Genomic DNA, 19,431 nt, shown 5'->3' with positions numbered 1-19,431 from the left:
GCGTGCGGCCATCGTAGTGATACCGGGATCACGATTCCCTGGCATGTCACGAAAGCCGCACTACAATACGATTGATGGCAGGCCGGGCATGTGCGCCTGGCAGCGCATCCATACAAGACGGTCGGCGCTTCAGGGCCGGTCTGTCGCCGGGGTAGCACCGGGGTGATTCCGCAATCCTTCATTCAGGACCTTCTGAACCGCGTCGACATCGTCGACGTGGTGGGCAAGTATGTCCAGCTCAAGAAGGGCGGCGCCAACTTCATGGGGCTGTGCCCCTTCCATAACGAGAAATCGCCGTCGTTCACGGTGTCGCCGGCCAAGCAGTTCTATCACTGCTTCGGCTGCGGCGCGCACGGGTCTGCCATCGGTTTCCTGATGGAGTACTCGGGGCAGAGCTACCCCGAGGCGGTGCGCGAGCTGGCCCAGTCGGTCGGCATGAGCGTACCCGAGGACCGCGACCGGCTGCCGCCGGGGCAGCGCGCCGAGCAGCAGGCGCGCTCCCTGGCCCTGTCCGAAGCCATGAGCCGGGCGGCGGATTTCTACAAGCGCCAGCTGCGCGGTGCCCAGCAGGCCATCCAGTACCTGAAGGGGCGTGGGCTGACCGGCGAGATCGCCGCGCAGTTCGGGCTGGGCTACGCGCCGGACGACTGGCAGGGGCTGGAAGCGGTGTTCGGCAGCTATCGCGATGACGCCGTGGCGGCGCCGTTGATGGAGGCCGGCCTGCTGATCGAGAGCGACCGGCGCGATGCCGACGGCAAGGCGCGGCGCTACGACCGTTTCCGCGACCGCATCATGTTCCCGATCCGCAACACCAAGGGGCAGGTGATCGGCTTCGGGGGTCGGGTGATGGGGCAGGGCGAGCCCAAGTACCTGAACTCGCCCGAGACGCCGCTGTTCAGCAAGGGCACCGAGCTGTACGGACTTTACGAGGCCCGCCACGCAATCCGGGAAACCGGTTACGTCCTGGTGGTCGAAGGCTATATGGATGTCGTGGCGCTTGCCCAGCTCGGCTTTGCAAATGCGGTAGCCACGCTTGGCACCGCGTGCACGCCGACGCATGTGCAGAAGCTGCTGCGGCAGACCGATGCGGTGGTGTTTTCGTTCGATGGCGATGCGGCGGGCCGGCGCGCGGCGCGGCGCGCGCTGGAAGCCTGTCTTCCTTTTGCCGCCGACAATAAAACTATCCGCTTTTTGTTCCTTCCCGCAGAGCATGACCCCGATAGTTATGTTCGCGAGGAGGGCACCGACGCCTTCGCTGCGCAGGTGCGCGACGCCATGCCGCTGTCGCGGTTCCTGCTGCAACTGGTGACCGAGGAGCAGGACCTGCGTCAGCCCGAAGGGCGCGCGCGGGCCCAGTACGAGGCCAAGCCGTTGCTGCAGGCGATGCCGGCGGGCGGTCTGCGATTGCAGATCGTGCGCGAGCTGGCCGAGGAGACCGGGACGACGCCGGCCGAAATCGAAGCGATTTGCGGCCTTGGCAGCGATGCGTCCCGCGTCGGACGGTTCGACCGCCCACGGGCGCGGACGCGCCGTCAGGCGCCTGCAGGCCTGGAGCAACGCGTGCTGCAACTGCTGATGCGCTACCCGCGGTTGTCCGCGCGCCTGGACGAGCAGGCGCGGGCAATGCTGCTCGACGCGGGCGAAGGCAGCTCGGAAGTGCTCGCCCATCTGGTCGACTGCTGCGATGCGCTGCCGGAGGCGGCCAATTTTGCCGCCTTCAGCGAGCAACTGGCGCAGTCGCCGTTTGCCGAGACGTACGCGAATGTGCGCGCCGCAGTACTGCGCGAAGACATTGACGAGGAGCCCGCGACGCTGGAGTTCGACGCGGCGGTGACCAAGCTGTTGGCAGAGCCGCTGCAGCGGGAGCTGGACGCCTTGCGCGCCGCGATCGAGGCGGGCGGGGCGTCGGACGAGGACAAGGAACGCCTGCGCTGGCTGATTGGCGAGATTCACCGCCGCAAGCGGTCGGGGTAGGCGATGCGGTCCGAACGTTCCTGGGGTGCGCGCCGCTCAAGCCCTCGAGGTGGCGCGCCGTATACAGGAAGGGCGGTAGTGTCGCCCGGCTGCGCCGGCGACGGGACGATCCGCTGTGTTCGACAAGCAGGTCAGCAGCAAGCAGGTGGGAAGGAAAATCTGCGAATTTCGGCTTAAGCCTTGATTTTCCAGACGAAATCCTCACCTGCGGGAAAGCCGGTTGTTAGCGACGTGCTACAATAGCCGGTTTGGATTGCGAAATCTTTCTCTCCAGTTCTGGTGAAAGTGAGCGTGCCAATGGCAAGGGCTAAAGCAACCGAGGCGGCCGAAAAGGCCACCGTAAAGGCTCCCCGTACCGGGAGCGGCAAGGCGTCCGCGAAAGCGACGACGGCGGACAGTGTTTCCGCGCGTTCCGGGACGCAGCAGGCCAAGCCCGCGCCAGCCAGGTCATCGCGACCCGCCAATGCGGACGCATCGACCCCGACCGCCAGGACCCGCACATCCGAGAAAACGCCATCGACTTCGGCACGCGAGAGTGGCAAGAGCGCCAATGCAAGCGCCAGCGCAGGCGCACGACCGGCGACAGCGCGCGGCAGCAATGCCGCATCTGTACCTGATAAAGGCAAGAGTATCCCCGTGGCGAAACAGCAGAGTACCGAAGTCGAGAGCAAGCGAACGGCAGCAGCCGGCGCCAAGAGCGCTAGCGCCAGGAACGGCGCCAGCGCCCCGGCGTCCAAGGCGCGTGCCACCACTACCGCCCCCGCGGCACCGCAGCGGCCCAGCGCCGCGGCCAGCGCACCCGAAGCGAAAAAGCGCGGCCGCAAGCCCAAGGTCGAGGTGTCGCACGACGACAGCAATACTGAAGACGTGACTGAAGAGTTTTACGAAGACGAGCCGCGCTCCGCAGCGCCGGCCGCCGCTCCGAAGACCGAGAAGCAGAAGGCCCGGGACCGCAAGGCCAAGGAAAAGGCCCTGCTGAAGGAGTTCGCCTCGGCCCAGCAGGGGACCGAGGAGGAGCTGGAAGCCCGCCGCCAGAAGCTCAAGGCGCTGATCAAGCTGGGCAAGTCGCGCGGCTACCTGACCTACGCCGAGATCAACGACCATCTGCCGGACGACATGGTCGATTCCGAAGCGATCGACACCCTGGTGGCGACGCTGAACGACATCGGCATCGCGGTCTACGAGCAGGCGCCGGACGCCGAGACGCTGCTGCTGAACGACAACGCCCCGTCGGCTACCAGCGAGGAAGAGGCCGAGGAAGAGGCCGAAGCCGCGCTGTCGACCGTCGACTCCGAGTTCGGCCGCACGACCGACCCCGTCCGCATGTACATGCGCGAAATGGGTACCGTCGAGCTGCTGACCCGGGAAGGCGAAATCGAGATCGCCAAGCGGATCGAAGCCGGCCTGAAGGACATGGTGATGGCGATTTCGGCCTGCCCGGTGACGATCTCCGAGATCCTCGCCATGGCCGACCGCGTCGCCAACGACGAGATCAAGATCGACGAGTTCGTCGATGGCCTGATCGATCCGAATGCCGAAGAGGAAGTGGCCGAGCAGATCGGTACCACGCCGGCAACGGCTGCCGCTTCGGACGACGAGGACATCGAGTCGGATGACGAAGAGTCGGACGACGACGAGGACGACGACGCCGGTGGCGCCGGCACCTCGGCACGCCAGCTGGAAGAGCTGAAGGTCGCGGCGCTGGAGAAATTCCGCGTCATCGCCGACCAGTTCGACAAGATGCGCCGTGCCTTCGAGAAGGAGGGCTACAAGTCCAAGCCTTACATGAAGGCGCAGGAGGCCATCCAGAACGAGCTGATGGAGATCCGCTTCACCGCGCGCAATGTCGAGCGCCTGTGCGACACGCTGCGCGGTCAGGTGGACGAGGTGCGCAAGCTCGAGCGTGCGATCCTGAACATCGTGGTCGACAAGTGCGGCATGCCGCGCGGGGATTTTGTCGCCCGTTTCCCGGGCAACGAAACCAACCTGGACTGGATCCACACGGTGGTCGCGGACAACAAGCCGTATAGCGCCATCGTCGAGCGCAACGTGCCGGCCGTGCACGAGCTGCAGCAGAAGCTGATCGACCTGCAGGCGCGCGTGGTGCTGCCGCTGAAGGAGCTGAAGGAAGTCAACCGCAAGATGTCCGAGGGCGAGAAGCGTGCCCGCGAGGCCAAGCGCGAGATGACCGAGGCCAACCTGCGTCTGGTGATCTCGATCGCCAAGAAGTACACCAACCGCGGCCTGCAGTTCCTCGACCTGATCCAGGAAGGCAACATCGGCCTGATGAAGGCGGTGGACAAGTTCGAATACCGTCGCGGCTACAAGTTCTCGACCTACGCGACCTGGTGGATTCGCCAGGCCATCACGCGGTCGATCGCCGATCAGGCGCGCACCATCCGGATTCCGGTGCACATGATCGAGACGATCAACAAGATGAACCGCATCTCGCGCCAGATCCTGCAGGAAACCGGCAACGAGCCGGATCCGGCAACGCTGGCCGAGAAGATGGAAATGCCGGAGGAGAAGATCCGCAAGATCATGAAGATCGCGAAGGAGCCGATCTCCATGGAAACGCCGATCGGCGACGACGACGATTCGCATCTGGGCGACTTCATCGAGGACAACAACACGTTGGCACCGGCCGAGGCCGCCCTGCACGGCTCGATGCGCGAAGTGGTCAAGGACGTGCTCGATTCGCTGACGCCGCGCGAGGCCAAGGTGCTGCGCATGCGTTTCGGCATCGAGCAGAGCACGGACCACACGCTGGAAGAAGTCGGCAAGCAGTTCGACGTCACCCGCGAGCGTATTCGCCAGATCGAGGCCAAGGCGCTGCGCAAGCTGCGCCACCCGAGCCGCTCCGACAAGCTCAAGAGCTTCCTGGAAGGCAGCTGATCCGGCAGGCTTCTTCAACCGGTCCTGTTCGCAGGACCGGTTGAAGCCGGGTGCTGACTTCACGGGCCTCTAGCTCATGCCTGGTTAGAGCAGCGGACTCATAATCCGTTGGTGCCGTGTTCGACTCACGGGAGGCCCACCAATTCGCGTTGAAAGAAGGGGCTACGGTCTTTGCCGTAGCCCCTTTTTTTTGTTCACCGTGGCAGGCGCCAGCCTCCGCGTTGCTTAAGCCCCCAGTGGCCGATATCCGGGCGACAGGCATATGACGCCCGACCGCTGCCCGATGGCGGCGCATTGCTGCCCGCAAGCCGGCACCGACATCGTGCTGACACGGTTCCGACATGGCGGCGTCATTGCGACGTCACCGCGTGCACGCATAGTGCGGCCAGCCCCGGCCGCGTAGCGAAAGAAGCACTTTGATGCCATTCTGACGCCCTCAGGCAGTCCTGCACGCTGGCCGGTCCCTCACCTTTTCGGAGCCAAGCCGTGTCCCGGGATGAACTGAATCCGTCCGCAGCGTCTGTCAACGCTGTCACCCAAACCCATGATGCCGACCCCGCTGCTGCGAGCGGGGCGCCGGACCCCCGTCGTCGTTCGCTGATCAAGGCCGGCTTCGGCTCGGTGTTGGCGGTGCCGGCAGCGGCGGTGCTGTCCGCGTGCGGTGGCGACGACGATGGCAATGGCGGAAACGACGGCGGCAATGGCGGTGGGGATGGTGGCAACGGCGGCGGCACGCCGGCCCCCGAGGAGCCGAAGCGCGTATCGAGCTTCGGCCTGGTGGTGTTGCCGGATACCCAGTTCTATTCGCGCTATACCACCCCGGAGACGGGCAACCAGTTCGGCAGGCGCTATGGCAGCGAGCCGTACCTGGCGCAGACGCAATGGATTGCCGCGAACGCGGGCGAGCTGAAGATCCCGTTCGTGATTCACGTCGGCGACGTGGTGGACCAGGTGGGCCGTCAGCAGCAGTGGGAGGTGGCCGACACGGCGATGCGGGCACTGGAAACCGCGGGCGTGCCGTATTCGGTGCTGGCCGGCAACCATGACGTGTTGCGCGATGTCGGTTACGAAAGCGATCCGGTCGGCGGTACCGACGCGACGCGCGATCTGACTGCGGAGCCGTATCTGAAGTGGTTCAGCCGCGAGCGCGCGGCGAAGCAGCCTACCTTCCGGGCGCGGGATATCAGCGGCTTTCACGAGTACCACATCTTCGAGGCGGAGGGGCAGCAGTTCCTGGTGCTGTCGCTGTCGTGGCGCGTGTCGGATGCGGGCATCCGTTGGGCCCGGGACGTGCTGCGCGCGCATCCGACGCTGCCGGCGATCCTGGTCAATCACCAGCTGATCGCGATCGACACCGATGGCGTGTCCCCGCTGGAGGTCGATTACGGCCTGATGCTGTGGGACAAGCTGATCCGCGACAACGACCAGATCTTCATGACGGTCAACGGCCATCATCATGGCGCCGCGCATCTGACCAGGACCAACGACTTTGGCCATGCGGTCGAGATGATGGTGGTCGACTATCAGATGGCCTACCAGGGCGGCAACGGCTTGCTGCGCTTCTATGAATTCGATCTGAGCAACAAGCAGATTCGCGCGTCGTCGTTCTCGCCCTGGGTGGTGCAGAAGCCGAAGGACACGCTGAACGAGTTCGATCAGGCGGTGCTGGCCGATGCGAACAACCAGTTCACCATCGAGATGGATTTCGCCGCGCGGTTCTCGGGCTTCAATCCGAATTTCCGCGCCGGGCAGGCGAGCAACCTGCCGTTGACGGAAACCGTGCTGGCGAAGATCACGGCCGGATTTGAAGGCTCGCCGCCGCGGGAGCAGCGTCCGGCGCGGGATGCCGACGACTACCCGCACGTAGCGGAGACGGTTGCGCACTGGCGTTTCTTCGGCGGTGCAGTGGAGGCGCCGGTGCCGGTCGGTCATGTCATCGCCGACACGTCCGGCAATGGCAACGATCTGTTCCGCGCGGGCCTTGATCAGCCGCCGACCAACACGGCGGAGCTGGCCGACATGGTCTGGACCGACGACCGCCACCGCCTCTCGGCGGCGCCCGGCAGCGTGCGCATGCGCAATGCCGGCGGCGCGCGCCTGTCCTATTTCCTGACCGATGCCGCCGCGGCCATCAATGCCGCGACCTTCACCACGGGGTACACGGTGGAGTTCTTCATCAAGATCGCCAGGGAGTGGACGGCCGCCAACAACGCGTGGATGAATATCCTGACGCGCGCCGGCCGCCGCGGCGATCTGCCGGGCTTCTCTGGCGGCCTGCCGGAGTCGCCGCCGCTGCAGTGCGCGATTTCAAACCTGCGCGAGGTGCAGTGGGAAGTCGTGCCGGAGCGTGCGCTGCCGCTGTCGTCGCGCACCAACTGGTCGGGCGAGATCCTGGTCGACACCTGGCTGCATGTGGCGGTGGTCAACGACGCCGTGGCGAAGGAGACGACGATGTACGTCGAGGGCGCACCGGTGCTGCGCAATCCGATCGACTCGGTGGGCCTGGCCTCGCTCGGTCTGCCGTGGACGGTGGGCGCCGGCTACTGGGATGGCGGTCCCCCGAGCGGTGGCTTCCTGGGCAACATCGGCGAGATCCGGGTGGTGGCACGGCCGCTGTCGCCGTCGGAGTGGTTGACCGCGCGGGCGAGTTGAGCCGCTTTCCCTCTCCCCCGGCCCCTCTCCCACAAGTGGGAGAGGGGAGCCAACCGGCAGGGTGCGGATGCCGGCGGTTTTCTCCCCTCTCCCGCTTGCGGGAGAGGGGCGGGGGAGAGGGCATCGGGCGCTGCCCGCTCCACGGCACCGACCTGGCGCCTAGCGCGCCCGCAACACCGCTTCGATCTGCGCCGCGGTTTCCTGCAGCGGTGCCAGATATCGCTCGACCAAGGTTTGCGGCTTGCGGCTGCCCAGCACCATGCTGAAGCCGATGCCGGCGACGACCTTGCCGGTCTGGTCACGCAAGGGCACCGAGATGCCGGCGAAGCCGTCCATCAGTTCGCTGACCAGCATGGCGTAGCCGTCCTTGCGCACGCGTCGCAAGGTGGTGGCAAGCGCCTTGGGCGAGTCGACGGTAAACGGCGTGAGCTTGCGTAACGTGGCGTGCGCAAGATAGTGCTGCAGCGCGTCTTCGTCGAGTCCGGCCAGCAGGACGCGCCCGAGCGAATGCGCGTAGGCGGGCATGCGCCGGCCGATGGCCATGTCCACCCGCAGGATCTGCCGCGGTTCCTCGCGTGCGACCAGCACGACGTCTTCGCTGTCGAGCATCCCCACCGAGCACGTTTCTCCACAGCGCGCCGCAAGCTCGCGCAAATGGGGCTGCGCCAGGCGCGGCAGGCTCATCGAGGCGAACCAGGCGTAGCCCAGGTCCATCACCCGTGGCGTCAGCACGAATTGGCGGCCCTGCTGCGCAAGATAGCCGTTGTGTTCGAGCGTCAGCAGCAGGCGCCGGGCAGCCGCGCGGGTCACCTCCAGCCGGTCGGCGACATCCTGCATCGACAGCGATTCGACGCCACTGGCAAACAGCCGCAGCAGGGCCAGTCCCTTGGTGAGCGAATCGAGCAGTTCGTCCTTCTTCTGTCCCTGTGCGCCGGCGTCCGGCATGGTCGTCCCCGTGGTGGTGAGTTGTATGTTTTGCGCGAAATGGACCGGTTTCGAGGGTCAACCCGGCTTGCATTCCGCTGACCAGTCCGTATGATAGGCGAATCGCGAACAAATGTTCGCAACTTGAATGCCGGCATCACGGCATCCGGAGTCAGGCCCCTGAAGTGGGTCGGCCCACCGGCAGTACCGCTGCTCGGGTGAGCCTTTCCGAACCCGCCGCATGCATGCGAGGAGACAACGAATGCAGGTCATCACCGCCGAACAGGCGGCCGCCCTGGTCCAGGACAACTGGACCGTCGCCAGCGCCGGCTTTGTTGGCGCGGGTCATGCCGAAGCCGTGACCGAGGCGCTGGAAGCGCGCTTTCTGTCCACCGGACTGCCCCGCGACCTGACGCTGGTCTATTCGGCAGGGCAGGGCGATCGCGGCTCGCGCGGCGTCAACCACTTTGGCAACGCGGGCATGACGGCGACCATCGTGGGCGGTCACTGGCGCTCCGCGACGCGGCTGGCAACGCTGGCGATGGCCGAGCAGTGCGAAGGCTACAACCTGCCCCAGGGCGTGCTGACCCATCTGTACCGGGCGATCGCCGGCGGCAAGCCAGGTGTGATGACGAAGATCGGCCTGCATACCTTCGTCGATCCGCGCACCGCCATGGACGCGCGCTATCACGGTGGCGCGATCAACCGGCGGGCACGCGAGGCGATTGCCGGTGGCCACGCCAACTGGGTGGAAGCGGTCGACTTCCGCGGCGACGAATACCTGTTCTACCCGTCCTTTCCGATTCACTGCGCGCTGATCCGCTGCACCGCGGCAGACCCGCGCGGCAACCTCAGCACGCACCGCGAAGCGTTCCACCACGAACTGCTGGCGATGGCGCAGGCTGCGCACAACTCGGGCGGCATCGTGATCGCGCAGGTCGAACAGCTGGTGGACCGGCACGAGAACCTGCAGGCGATCCATGTGCCGGGCATCCTGGTGGACTACGTGGTGGTCAGCCAGCAGGAGGCGCATCATCAGATGACCTTCGCCGAGACCTTCAATCCCGCCTATGTCACGCCGTGGCGCGGCATCGCTGCCGGCAGCGACGAGACGCCGCCGCCTCCCCAGGCCTGCCCCGATGCGCGCACCATCGTGCAGCGCCGGGCGGTGCTGGAGCTGGCGCGCCGCCGTCCGCGCGTGGTCAACCTGGGCGTCGGCATGCCGGCCGCGGTCGGCATGCTGGCACACGAGGCGGGGCTGGCCGGTTTCACGCTGACGGTGGAGGCCGGCCCGATCGGCGGCACGCCGGCGGACGGCTTGAGCTTTGGAGCCTCGGCGTATCCGGAAGCGGTGATCGACCAGCCGGCACAGTTCGATTTCTATGAAGGTGGCGGCATCGATCTGGCGATCCTGGGCCTGGCGGAGCTGGACGGACACGGCAACGTCAACGTCAGCAAGTTCGGCGAAGGGGACCAGGCGCTGGTGGCGGGCGTGGGCGGCTTCATCAACATCACGCAAAGTGCCAAGGCGGTGGTGTTCATGGGAACGCTGACGGCCGGCGGGCTGGAGGCGCGCGCCGAGGACGGTGTGCTGAAGATCGTCACGGAAGGACGCGTGAAGAAGATCGTGCCGGAGGTGTCGCACCTCAGTTTCAACGGCCCCTATGTGGCGTCGCTGGGCGTACCGGTGCTTTATGTCACCGAGCGCGCGGTGTTCGAGATGCGGCCGGACGCCGACGGAGAGCCGCGCCTCACGCTGATCGAGATTGCCCCGGGCATGGATCTGCAACGCGATGTGCTGGACCGGTGCGCGACGCCGGTTGCCGTTGCGCAGGACCTGCGCCTGATGGATGCCTGCCTGTTCCAGCCTGGTCCGATGCGGCTTTCGCCGGGCCAGTGGGAGGCGCATTGCGAGGCGGTGCCGGGCCGGTAAGGCCGCGCTGCAGAGCCAAGCCAAGACATCATAAGACCGGACCACCGGCCATGAAGGAGACCGACGAAGCCATGTCCTGATCTGCCGACGAACCGCATCGCGGGGGCGTGCGCGGCCTCACTGGCGCCACGTCCACCTGTCCACCGCCGGACCTTTTACCTTGTTGTTGCCATGCAGAACATCAATCGCCGTACCTTCGCGCGCCGCTTCGGCGCCGTCATGCTCGCTGTCTCGCTGCCGATGGTGGCGGGCACCGTGGTGGCCCAAACCTATCCCTCCAAGCCGATCCGCCTGGTGGTACCGTTCCCGCCGGGCGGTCCGACCGATACCGCCGCCCGCATCCTGGGACAGAAGCTCAGCGAGTCGCTGAAGCAGCCGGTGGTGATCGACAACCGGCCCGGCGCCTCGGGCACGATCGGCGCGGAGGCGGTGGCCAGGAGCGAGCCGGATGGCTACACGCTGATGGTGCTGGCAACCCCGACGATGATCGCCCCGCATCTGCTGGGCCGCCGCAGCTATGACCTGCAGAAGGACTTCACGCCAGTGGGCGTGGCCTACGACCTGCCCATCGTGATGGTCGTCAACCCGAAGTCGCTGCCAGACGTGACGACGCTGCAGCAGTACATCGACAAGGCCAAGGCGAAGCCGGGCGCAATGAACTACACCAGTGCCGGCAATGGCAGCTTCGGTCATCTGTCGACCGAGCTGCTGAAGAGCCTGGGCAAGTTCGATGTCCAGCACGTGCCATACAAGGGCAGCGCACCCGCGATGCAGGATCTGCTGGCCGGCCAGGTGCCGATGATGTTCTCGGACATGATCGCGGCGCTGCCGCACATCAAGGCCGGCAAGCTGGTGCCGATCGCCGTGGGTTCGCCCAAGCGGGTGTCGTTCACACCCGAGGTCAAGACGGTCGCCGAGCAAGGTTTCCCTGGCTTTGACGCCGTGGCATGGGGCGGCCTGATGGCCCCGGCGGGCACGCCGAAGGAGGTTGTCGCCAAGCTGTCGGCTGAACTGAAGGCGGCGCTGGCCGATCCGGTGGTGCAGGAAAAGATGCTGGGCGCCGGCACGGTCGCCGCGTATCAGACGCCCGAACAAATGGCCGCGCGCATGCGTGCCGACGACAAGAAGTGGGGCAAGGTAATTCAGGACAACGGCATCAAGAGCGATTGATCGCCAGCGCCGCTTCGTGCGGCATGCCGTGCTGGATGTAGCGGGGTAGGGGAGGGGCTGGAGGCCGTCGGGTTTCCGGCCCCGACTCTTTTGTCGGGTGGATACTTCCTGTGCCTCCTCAGCCGCGGTCCAGCGTGACCAGCGAGGCGGTTCCCACCGCCAGCAGGCTGCCGGCCCAGATCACATCGATGCGAAACCAGCTGCGCGCCACCAGCCGCAGGCCCAGGTAGCGATACGTCAGCCACGCCATGCTCGCCGCCATGGCAAACATCGCCGCGGCATGCGCGAGCGCCACCAGCAGCGCAAGACGGAGATTGCGCAAGGCAATGGCGTCCATGGCGCGGTGGCCGGCATCGGCGTCGCTGCCACACAGGCCCAGGTAGATCGGTACCAGCATCAGGCCGGCGCCGTGCGCCAGCGCGATGGCGAACGACCATAGCGCAAGCCGCGATGGCGCGATGCGCACCAGGGCGCGGGGATGGCGCCGGAACCGCAGCAGTGCCAGTCCATAGCCGATCACCAGCACACTGGCGACGAGGCGAATCTGTGTCTGCCAGGCTTGCAGCGAGGCCAGCATGCCGAACGGCAGCAGCACCGCAAGAACGGCCAGGACGTGGCCGAGCAGCAGGTAGCCGAGCGCGGCCAGCAGCGCTGCGGGGGCGCGCGCCAGCATGGCATTGGAGACGGCGATGGGCCAGCCCATCGCGGGATTGACGCCGTGGTACAGGCCGCTCGCGAGCACCGCGACCCACAGCGCCGCGTACTCCGGGCTCGCCAGGGTCAATTGCGTACCGACGGATAGCAGAACGAGTCCGTCGAGCAGTCGCCGCCTTCCAGGCGGGTCTGATGGGCCCGATAGCCGGTGGGGAAATCGACCCAGAAGTTGTCGTCCAGCACCAGGCCGCCGTCGCTGGCGGCGCGGGCCATCACCTGCACGCCGGGCATCGCCGAATAGAACTGGTCATCCCAACTGGAATACAGCGAGTTGGTCCAGTAGACGCGTTTGCCATCGCGGCTGACCTCCACCATTTGCGGCCCGCCGCAGAAGGTCTTGCCGCTCGGATGCGGCGTGCGCCGCGCGATGCCGCCCAGATGGACCGAGCCGCACAGGCGCGGCTTGCGTGGCTCGGTGACGTCGTACTGCCGCATTTCGCCGGTGCCCCAGCAGGACACGTAGAGGAAGCGGTCATCCATCGACAGGTCGATGTCCGTGATCAGCGGCGGTACGGCGCCGAAGCCCTGCAGCAGGGCCGGCAGCTCGTCCTTGCTCGCGGGCTCGGGCGGAATCGTCGCGGTCTTCTCCGCGCGGAAGATGCCGTCCTCGCGCCACCAGGTCCAGATCGAGCCCTCCAGGTTGGTGGTGTCGACCACCACGCCGACGAAGCCGTACTCCTTGACGGGATCGTGAGCGGGCCGAACTTCCAGCGCCATCTGGTGGTTGGCGCCCAGATCGATGGTCTGCACGTTGCGGCGGGCGCGCAGGTCCCAGAAATGCAGCCGGTGCCCATAGCGATTGGCCAGCAGCTCCTCCGGCACCAGGCCGTTCTCGAATTGCGGCGGCAGTGCCCATTCGCTGGACACCATGTAGTCGCGCGGCAGGTTCCACCAGAAGTCGTAGTGCTTGTCCTGCAGGCCGCGGTCGATCTCCCAGCGGCCCAGCACCTCGAAGCTCTCGCAGTCGAGGATGAAGATGCCGGGCTCGCCTTCGGTGCCGTCTACGCCGGCACCGCCCAATGTGCTGATGTAGATGCCTTCCGGCCCGCAATGGACGGTATGCGGCCGCGAGTAGCCGGTCTTGCGGAAAATCTCCTCCGGTTCGATCACCTTGTGCACATAAGCCTGGGTGGGGTGCGGTTTGGTGTCGACGATATAGATGCGCGACGAGCGCATGCCCGGGATGATCAGGAAGCGCCGCTCCAGGAACGCGTGGCCCGACAGCGGGGAGAGCGAAGACGAGCAGGCATTCCAGCCGAAATGGTGCAGTTCGTCCCCCTTGTGCGTCATCGGCAGCGTATGCACCACCTTGCTGTAGGTGGAGGAGTGCGGATCGACATCGATGATCGCGAGGGCGTCCGGCTGGGAGCCGTCCGGGCAGAGCAGCGCGGTATAGGCGAAGGCTTCGGCGGGCGCCTGCATCGCCAGTGCCGGCGACGCATGGAACGTGGGGTCTGGCCGCATGTTCATGATGCGCCCTCCTGTTGGCTCGTTCCGGGAAACCGGCCTCGTCGTCGTGCCAGGACGGCGGGTCGAATAAGTTAGCCTAGGTCGGCGGCGGGGTAGAAGTCAAACAGTAGGCAGCGGGCGGGAGCGGACCGGGAGTGCTGGTTGCCCTCTCCCCCGGCCCCTCTCCCGCCGAGCGGGAGAGGGGAGCAAACCAGTGGCATTGCAAACGTCGTGGGCGTGCTCCCCTCGCCCGCTTGCGGGAGAGGGGCCGGGGGAGAGGGCAGCCCGGCCGTCGGACCAGCGCCTCAGCGCAACCGCTGCGGCCCGAGCGCCAGCGGGTCCACGCCCTCGGCAACGAGCCGGCTCTCCAGCGGGTCGTCCAGCAGCAGGCTGGCAGCCAGCGACGACGCGCCGGCCGCACTCTGGATGCCGTAGCCGCCCTGGCCCGCCAGCCAGAAGAAAGCGGGCCGATGGTTGTCCCAGCCGATCACCGGGTCGCCGTCAGGCACGAACGAACGCAGTCCGGCCCAGGTATGGCTGGGACGCGGGATGCGCAGCGTGGTGGTCTGCTCGATATGCCAGATGCCGGTGGCGATATCGATCTCCTCGGCGACCACATCGTGCGGCGGCATCGGATCGGCATTGGCCGGCGAGCCCAGCAGCTGGCCCGCATCCGGCTTGAAGTAGAAGCTCTCGTCGATGCCCACCACCGCCGGCCACGCCGAGATGTCGACCCCGGCGGGCGCCGGGAAGGTGAAGGCCGAGCGCCGGCACGGTTGCAGGCCGACTGGCGGCACGTCGGCAAGGGCGGCGAGCACATCGGCCCAGGCGCCGGCCGCGTTGACGATCGCGCGCGCGAGCAGGGACCGGCCATCGGCCAGCCCGATCTCCCATCGATCCCCGTGGTAGCGCAGCGATTGCACCTGCGCGTCGGTGACCAGCGTGCCGCCCTGCCGGCGGAAGCCGCGCAGGAAGCCCTGGTGCAGCGCATGCACGTCGATGTCGCAGGCGTCGGGCTCGGTCATGCCGGCTGCCACCACATCCGCGCGCAGACACGGCGCCAGCGCGAGCATCGCGTCCAGCCCGACGCGCTCGACCTCGGGCGAGCGCGCCCGCGCTTCGTCGTAGGCCGCGTCCAGCAGTTCGAGCTGGTCCGGCCGCGCGACATACAGCACGCCGCGCGGTGTCAGCAGCGGCGCCTGTTCTCCGTCGGGAAGAAAGCCGGCGGGCGGGTTCGCGTAGAACGCGCGGCCCGCGCGGGTCAACGCGCGGATCGCGGCGGTGCCGTAGGTCTCCATGAACATGGCCGCCGAGCGGCCGGTACTGTGGTAGCCCGGTTGCGCTTCGCGCTCGAGCATCACGGTCTTCGCGCGGCCCGCCAGGCGGTAGCCCAGCGACGCGCCGGCGATGCCGGCGCCGATGATGGCGAAGTCGGCGATGCCGTGCTGATCGTCCTGACCGTCCTGGCTGTGCTGATTGTCCTGCACGTCGTGCTCCATCTGGTTGCTCCGCGGGAACGCCGGCAGTCGTCAGACCGCCGAGGCGTTGCCCATTGCAGCCGCGCTGCCATCGAGGATCGGCGGATCGGTGACGATCGAGGTCAGCGACGGCTCGGCCCTGGCCAGGCGCTGCAGGTCGGGCAGCGGCCGGCGCAGCGTGTCGATCGCGGCAAAGGCCTGCTCCATCGCCTGCGCGATGCCGAGCGTGCGCAGGTCTTCGCGGAAGCTGCCCACTACCTGCAGGCCGAACGGCATGCCGGCATGGTCCAGCCCGCACGGCAGCGAGATGGCAGGGTGTGTCGTCAACGTGACCACGTAGGTCGGCGCCAGCCAGCGGTAGTAGTTCTCCTGCTTCTCGCCGTTGATGGTGTCGGCGTAGAGACTGGTCCACGGGAACGGCGACACCGGCGTGGTCGGCGACAGGATGATGTCGTAGTCGCGGTACGTCTGCTGGAAGCGGTTGAGGATGCGGGTCTGTTCGGCCTGGGCCCAGGCGCTGTCGAGCAGCGACATGCGCGCGCCCATCTCGTAGTTGGCGCGCGTGTTCGGTCCGAGGCTGGACGGATCCCGCTGGTAGGCTTCCTGCATGCCCGCGACAAAGCTCTCCGCGCGCAGCACGTCGAAGCAGCGGTGCACGTCGCCCAGGTCGAGGCGGACCTCCTCGCAGGAGCGGAACAGGTGGCGCATCGCGTCGATCTTGGCGCGGAAGGTGCGGCGGATGTCGTCGTCCACCGCGCAGGCGCCGAAGTCCTCCGTCCAGCCCACGCGCAGCGAGCCCAGGTCCACGGCGGGCGGCACCAGGAAGGCCATCGGGTCCAGCGGGTAGCTGAGCGGATCGCCGGCCGCCATGCCGGCGGTGGCGGCCAGTTGCAGGCAGGTATCCGCGACATCGCGCCCCATCGGACCGACCACGGAGATCGGCGTCCAGCCCAGCAGCTTGCGCGCGCTCGGCACGACCCCCGGGGACGGACGGAATCCCACCACGCCGCATTTGGCGGCCGGAATGCGCAGCGAGCCGCCGGTATCGGAGCCCGTGCAAACGGGCAGCATGTCGGTAGCCAGCGCCGCCGCCGAGCCGCCGGAGGAGCCGCCCGCGTTGAGATTGGGGTTGAACGGGTTGCCGGTCGCGCCCCACACCACATTGCGCGAGTTCGCGCCGGCGCCCATTTCCGGGATATTGGTCTTGCCGACCACCACCGCTCCGGCCGCGCGCAGCCGCGCGACCAGCACGTTGTCTTCCTTCGGCACGTTGCCCCGGTACAGCGGCGAGCCGTAGGTGGTCAGCAGGCCCTCGGTCGCTTCCAGATCCTTGACGCCCAGCGGCAGTCCATGCAGCAGCCCCAGCGGCTCGCCGCGCAGCACGGCCTCTTCCGCCCGCTTCGCTTCCATGCGGGCGCGCTCGTAGCAGGTCGCGGTGACGGCGTTGATATAGGGATTGACCGCCTCGATGCGCGCGATGCAGGCCTCGAGCAGTTCGACCGGCGAAATCTCCTTGCTGCCGATCATGCGGCGCAGCTCCACTGCCGAGCGGGTGACGAGAGGTTGCTGTTGGTCAGGCATGGTTGTCTTCCTTGTGGTTCCGGCAGCGCGGACAAGCTGGCGAGCCTTGCACCGCCGTGCGTGTCGAACTGCGTGTCAAACGGCAATGGCGGCCGGTCGCATCGCGCGTCCGCCGCCAGCATGATGGCTGCCGGACCGGCCGCCGCCTCGGGCAGCGGCCGGTCTCTGCATTGGCCGCGAATCAATCGGCCTTGATATTGGCACGTTGCGCCACCGCGCGCATCAGCGGCAGCTCCTTGTCGATCAGGGCGGCGAGCTCGGCCGAGGAGGCATAGGACGGCTCGAACCCGGCTGCCAGCAGCTTGCTGCGGGTGTCCTGGTCGGCCATGGTTTCGGCCAGCGCCTTCTCCAGCTTCGCCTTGACGTCCGCCGGCACACCCTTGGGCGCGACCAGCGCCAGCCAGGTGTCGGCGTTGATCCCCGGATAACCGGCTTCGGCCACGGTCGGCACGTTCGGCAGCAGGGCCGAGCGCTTGGCGGTCGTCACTGCGATTGCCTTGACCTTGCCGCCCTTGACCTGCGGAATCGCCGCGGCAACCGTATCGACGCTGTAGGCGATCTGGCCGCCGATCAGGTCGGTCATCGCCGGGGCGCTGCCCTTGTAGGGCACGTGCAGCAGCCTGGCGCCGGTGGCGTGCAGCAGCATCTCGCCGGCGAAGTGGGCAGTGGTGCCGGTGCCGAACGAGCCGTAGGAGTACTTGCCCGGTTCGGCCTTGGCGGCGGCGACCATCTCCTTCAGGTTGTTGGCCGGCACGTCGCGGTTGGCCAGCACGATCAGCCCGGTGCGGCCCGTGATGCCGATCGGGTCGAAGCTGTTGACCGGGTCATACGGCAGCCTGGCGTGGATGGCCGGGTTGACGGTGAAGGTGGTGCCCGAGCTGATCAGCAGCGTGTAGCCATCGGCCGGCGCCTTGGCGACGTAGCTGGCGCCGACGATGGTGCCCGCACCGGCGCGGTTCTCGATCACCACCGGCTGGCCGAGCTTGTCGCCCAGCTTCTTGCCGATCAGGCGGCCGATCACGTCGGTGGCGCCGCCGGGCGGGAAGGGAATGACCAGCTGGATCGGCTTGGCGGGATAGCTTTGCGCCAGGGCGCCGGTGCTCGCGAAGGCCAGGCAGCAGGCGGCCAGAAGGAACGATTTGGTGGGGATCGATTTCATGGAACTCTCCAGCTAGGTAAGGCAATCCGGCGGCGCCAGCGCGCCCGTCGGGTACAGGTTGATCGTCAGGGCCGGGGGCGGGCCGTCATTGGGTGCGCAGCGCCGCGCCACGTGCATGGAAACGCTGATACTCCTCGTCGGGCACGAACAGGCCGCCGGTGGTCCACACCAGGTGGGTCGCGCCTTGCATCGCGCCCTCAAGGCCATGGCGAGCCAGGTAGGCCTTGCCGGCCTCGCCCTGCAGCAGCAGTTCGGGGCCGCTGAAGCCCGCTGCGGCGGACGGCTCGATGCGCAGTCCTTCGCTCTCGGCCAGCCGATGCAGGTCGACGAACAGGCGGTCGTCCCGCACCGTCAGCACGCCGGACAGGATCTCGCGCATGGCGGCGGCCGCAAGCTCGGAGGCGCGCGGCACGGCAAGGCCGTCGGCCTCGGTGCGATTGGTCAGGCCGTAGTCGTAGACGGACGGGTTGCCGCCTGCGCCGGTCAGCTCCGCGCCGACCATCTGCACCAGGAAGCAGGGCGATTGCGTCGGCTCGGCGAAGAAGCAGTGCACATGCTCGCCGTACAGCTGCTTCAGGCCGAAGGCGATGCCGGCCGGCGCGCCGCCCACGCCGCAGGGCAGATAGACAAACAGCGGCTTGTCTGCCCGCGGACGGATGCCGCAACGGGTCAGCTGCTCGTCCAGGTGCAGCGCGGCCGCGCTGTAGCCCAGCAGCAGCGACAACGAACGCTCGTCGTCGACGAAGTGGCAGTACGGATCCTGCCGCGCCTGCTCGCGGCCGGCGGCGACGGCCTGCTGGTAGTCGCCGGCATGCTCGACCACTTCCACGCCACGCTTGCGCAACCGGTCCTTCTTCCACGGCTTGGCGTCCGCCGACATATGGACGGCGGCACGAAAGCCGAGGGCGGAGGCCATCACGCCGATGCTCAGGCCCAGGTTGCCGGTCGAGCCGACCGCGACCTGGTAGCGGGAGAAGACCTCGCGGGCTTGCGGCGTGGCGAGGCGGCGGTAATCGTTGCCGGCGTCGCCCGGCTGCGCGCCCAGCAGGCCGTGGCGCAGGGCCACGCTTTCGGCGAATTCGAGCACTTCATGAATGCCGCCGCGCGCCTTGATCGAGCCGGCGATCGGCAGGCTGTGGTCGGTCTTGATCCACAGCGCGCCAAGCGCCTGCGGCAGGGCGAGTTCCCGCTGCATGGCGGGGGCCGCCCGCAGCGCGGATTCGATCGAGCCGCCGCTGCTGGCCAGCTCGGGAAACAGCTCGATCAGCAGGGGCGCGAAGCGATCGAAGCGGGCGCGTGCCGCCTTCACATCAGCTAGACTAATGTCCTTGTCGCCCGCCGGGACGCTCGCCCGGGCCGCGCCGGCACGGGCCGGGTTGGTCCACAGGCAGGGCGCGGCGGCGCGCAGCGCGGCCAGCGTCGCGGCGTCGATGACGGGGGAGTGGGAACCGTCGGTATAAGGGTTTTCACGCATTCGGGTCGGACCTTGGCAAGACGTTTCT

Annotated in this window: 13 protein-coding genes and 1 tRNA gene; 6 read left to right on the top strand and 8 right to left on the bottom strand. The window is 67.4% G+C overall.

What is annotated here, in order from left to right; translation table 11 throughout:
• Positions 1-162: 162 nt before the first annotated feature.
• On the top strand, positions 163-1,974 hold the full coding sequence (dnaG, locus tag K6V06_RS05570; RefSeq protein ID WP_222240757.1) for a DNA primase: 1,812 nt from the start codon (positions 163-165) through the stop codon (positions 1,972-1,974).
• A 173-nt stretch (positions 1,975-2,147) separates the two neighbouring features.
• Here the strand turns inward: dnaG and K6V06_RS20855 are convergent, their stop codons facing one another.
• Complete coding sequence (locus tag K6V06_RS20855; protein WP_370637392.1) at positions 2,148-2,645, bottom strand: hypothetical protein; 498 nt, start codon at positions 2,643-2,645, stop codon at positions 2,148-2,150.
• Here K6V06_RS20855 and rpoD point away from each other — a divergent pair.
• The 3 genes from rpoD to K6V06_RS05550 all read left to right on the top strand — a co-directional run bounded on the left by rpoD (position 2,611) and on the right by K6V06_RS05550 (position 7,521).
• Positions 2,611-4,869 carry an RNA polymerase sigma factor RpoD gene (gene rpoD, locus K6V06_RS05560; protein WP_222240755.1) on the top strand — a complete coding sequence of 753 codons (2,259 nt, stop codon included), beginning with the start codon at positions 2,611-2,613 and terminating at the stop codon, positions 4,867-4,869. The two genes, K6V06_RS20855 and rpoD, sit on opposite strands and share 35 nt — an antisense overlap.
• 63 nt (positions 4,870-4,932) lie before the next feature.
• Positions 4,933-5,011, top strand: a tRNA-Ile gene (locus K6V06_RS05555).
• Positions 5,012-5,355: 344 nt separating this feature from the next.
• On the top strand, positions 5,356-7,521 hold the full coding sequence (locus tag K6V06_RS05550) for a LamG-like jellyroll fold domain-containing protein (RefSeq protein WP_370637391.1): 2,166 nt from the start codon (positions 5,356-5,358) through the stop codon (positions 7,519-7,521).
• A gap of 159 nt (positions 7,522-7,680) precedes the next feature.
• Here K6V06_RS05550 and K6V06_RS05545 read toward each other — a convergent pair whose 3' ends face one another.
• Complete coding sequence (locus K6V06_RS05545; RefSeq protein ID WP_222240744.1) at positions 7,681-8,466, bottom strand: IclR family transcriptional regulator C-terminal domain-containing protein; 786 nt, start codon at positions 8,464-8,466, stop codon at positions 7,681-7,683.
• Between the two features lie 241 nt (positions 8,467-8,707).
• Between K6V06_RS05545 and K6V06_RS05540 the strand changes: the two genes are divergently transcribed.
• Positions 8,708-10,378 (top strand): acyl CoA:acetate/3-ketoacid CoA transferase, encoded by a 1,671-nt coding sequence (locus tag K6V06_RS05540; protein WP_222240742.1) that lies wholly within the window; start codon positions 8,708-8,710, stop codon positions 10,376-10,378.
• Between the two features lie 171 nt (positions 10,379-10,549).
• Positions 10,550-11,548, top strand: a complete 999-nt coding sequence (locus K6V06_RS05535; RefSeq protein ID WP_222240740.1) for a tripartite tricarboxylate transporter substrate binding protein — start codon at positions 10,550-10,552, stop codon at positions 11,546-11,548.
• Positions 11,549-11,666: 118 nt separating this feature from the next.
• Here K6V06_RS05535 and K6V06_RS05530 read toward each other — a convergent pair whose 3' ends face one another.
• The 6 genes from K6V06_RS05530 to K6V06_RS05505 form a co-directional block, all read right to left on the bottom strand.
• On the bottom strand, positions 11,667-12,332 hold the full coding sequence (locus K6V06_RS05530; RefSeq protein ID WP_255581610.1) for a hypothetical protein: 666 nt from the start codon (positions 12,330-12,332) through the stop codon (positions 11,667-11,669).
• Positions 12,329-13,732, bottom strand: coding sequence for a selenium-binding family protein (locus tag K6V06_RS05525; protein WP_222240738.1), 1,404 nt, complete (start codon positions 13,730-13,732; stop codon positions 12,329-12,331). The genes K6V06_RS05530 and K6V06_RS05525 overlap by 4 nt, the downstream gene beginning before the upstream one ends.
• Before the next feature lie 284 nt (positions 13,733-14,016).
• Positions 14,017-15,210: an FAD-binding oxidoreductase gene (locus K6V06_RS05520; protein ID WP_222240736.1), complete on the bottom strand. Its 1,194-nt coding sequence runs from the start codon at positions 15,208-15,210 to the stop codon at positions 14,017-14,019.
• Positions 15,211-15,240: 30 nt separating this feature from the next.
• Positions 15,241-16,770: an amidase gene (locus tag K6V06_RS05515; protein WP_222240734.1), complete on the bottom strand. Its 1,530-nt coding sequence runs from the start codon at positions 16,768-16,770 to the stop codon at positions 15,241-15,243.
• Between the two features lie 181 nt (positions 16,771-16,951).
• Positions 16,952-17,929 carry a tripartite tricarboxylate transporter substrate binding protein gene (locus K6V06_RS05510; protein ID WP_222240732.1) on the bottom strand — a complete coding sequence of 326 codons (978 nt, stop codon included), beginning with the start codon at positions 17,927-17,929 and terminating at the stop codon, positions 16,952-16,954.
• 85 nt (positions 17,930-18,014) lie between these two features.
• Positions 18,015-19,403, bottom strand: coding sequence for a D-serine ammonia-lyase (locus K6V06_RS05505; protein WP_222240730.1), 1,389 nt, complete (start codon positions 19,401-19,403; stop codon positions 18,015-18,017).
• Positions 19,404-19,431: the final 28 nt, after the last annotated feature.

The sequence above is a fragment of the Cupriavidus sp. AU9028 genome, from assembly GCF_019795295.1.
In the GTDB taxonomy this organism is placed as follows: Bacteria; Pseudomonadota; Gammaproteobacteria; order Burkholderiales; family Burkholderiaceae; genus Cupriavidus.
The sequence above is the reverse complement of the archived record's forward strand: the minus strand, read 5'-3'. Positions and strand labels throughout refer to the sequence as shown.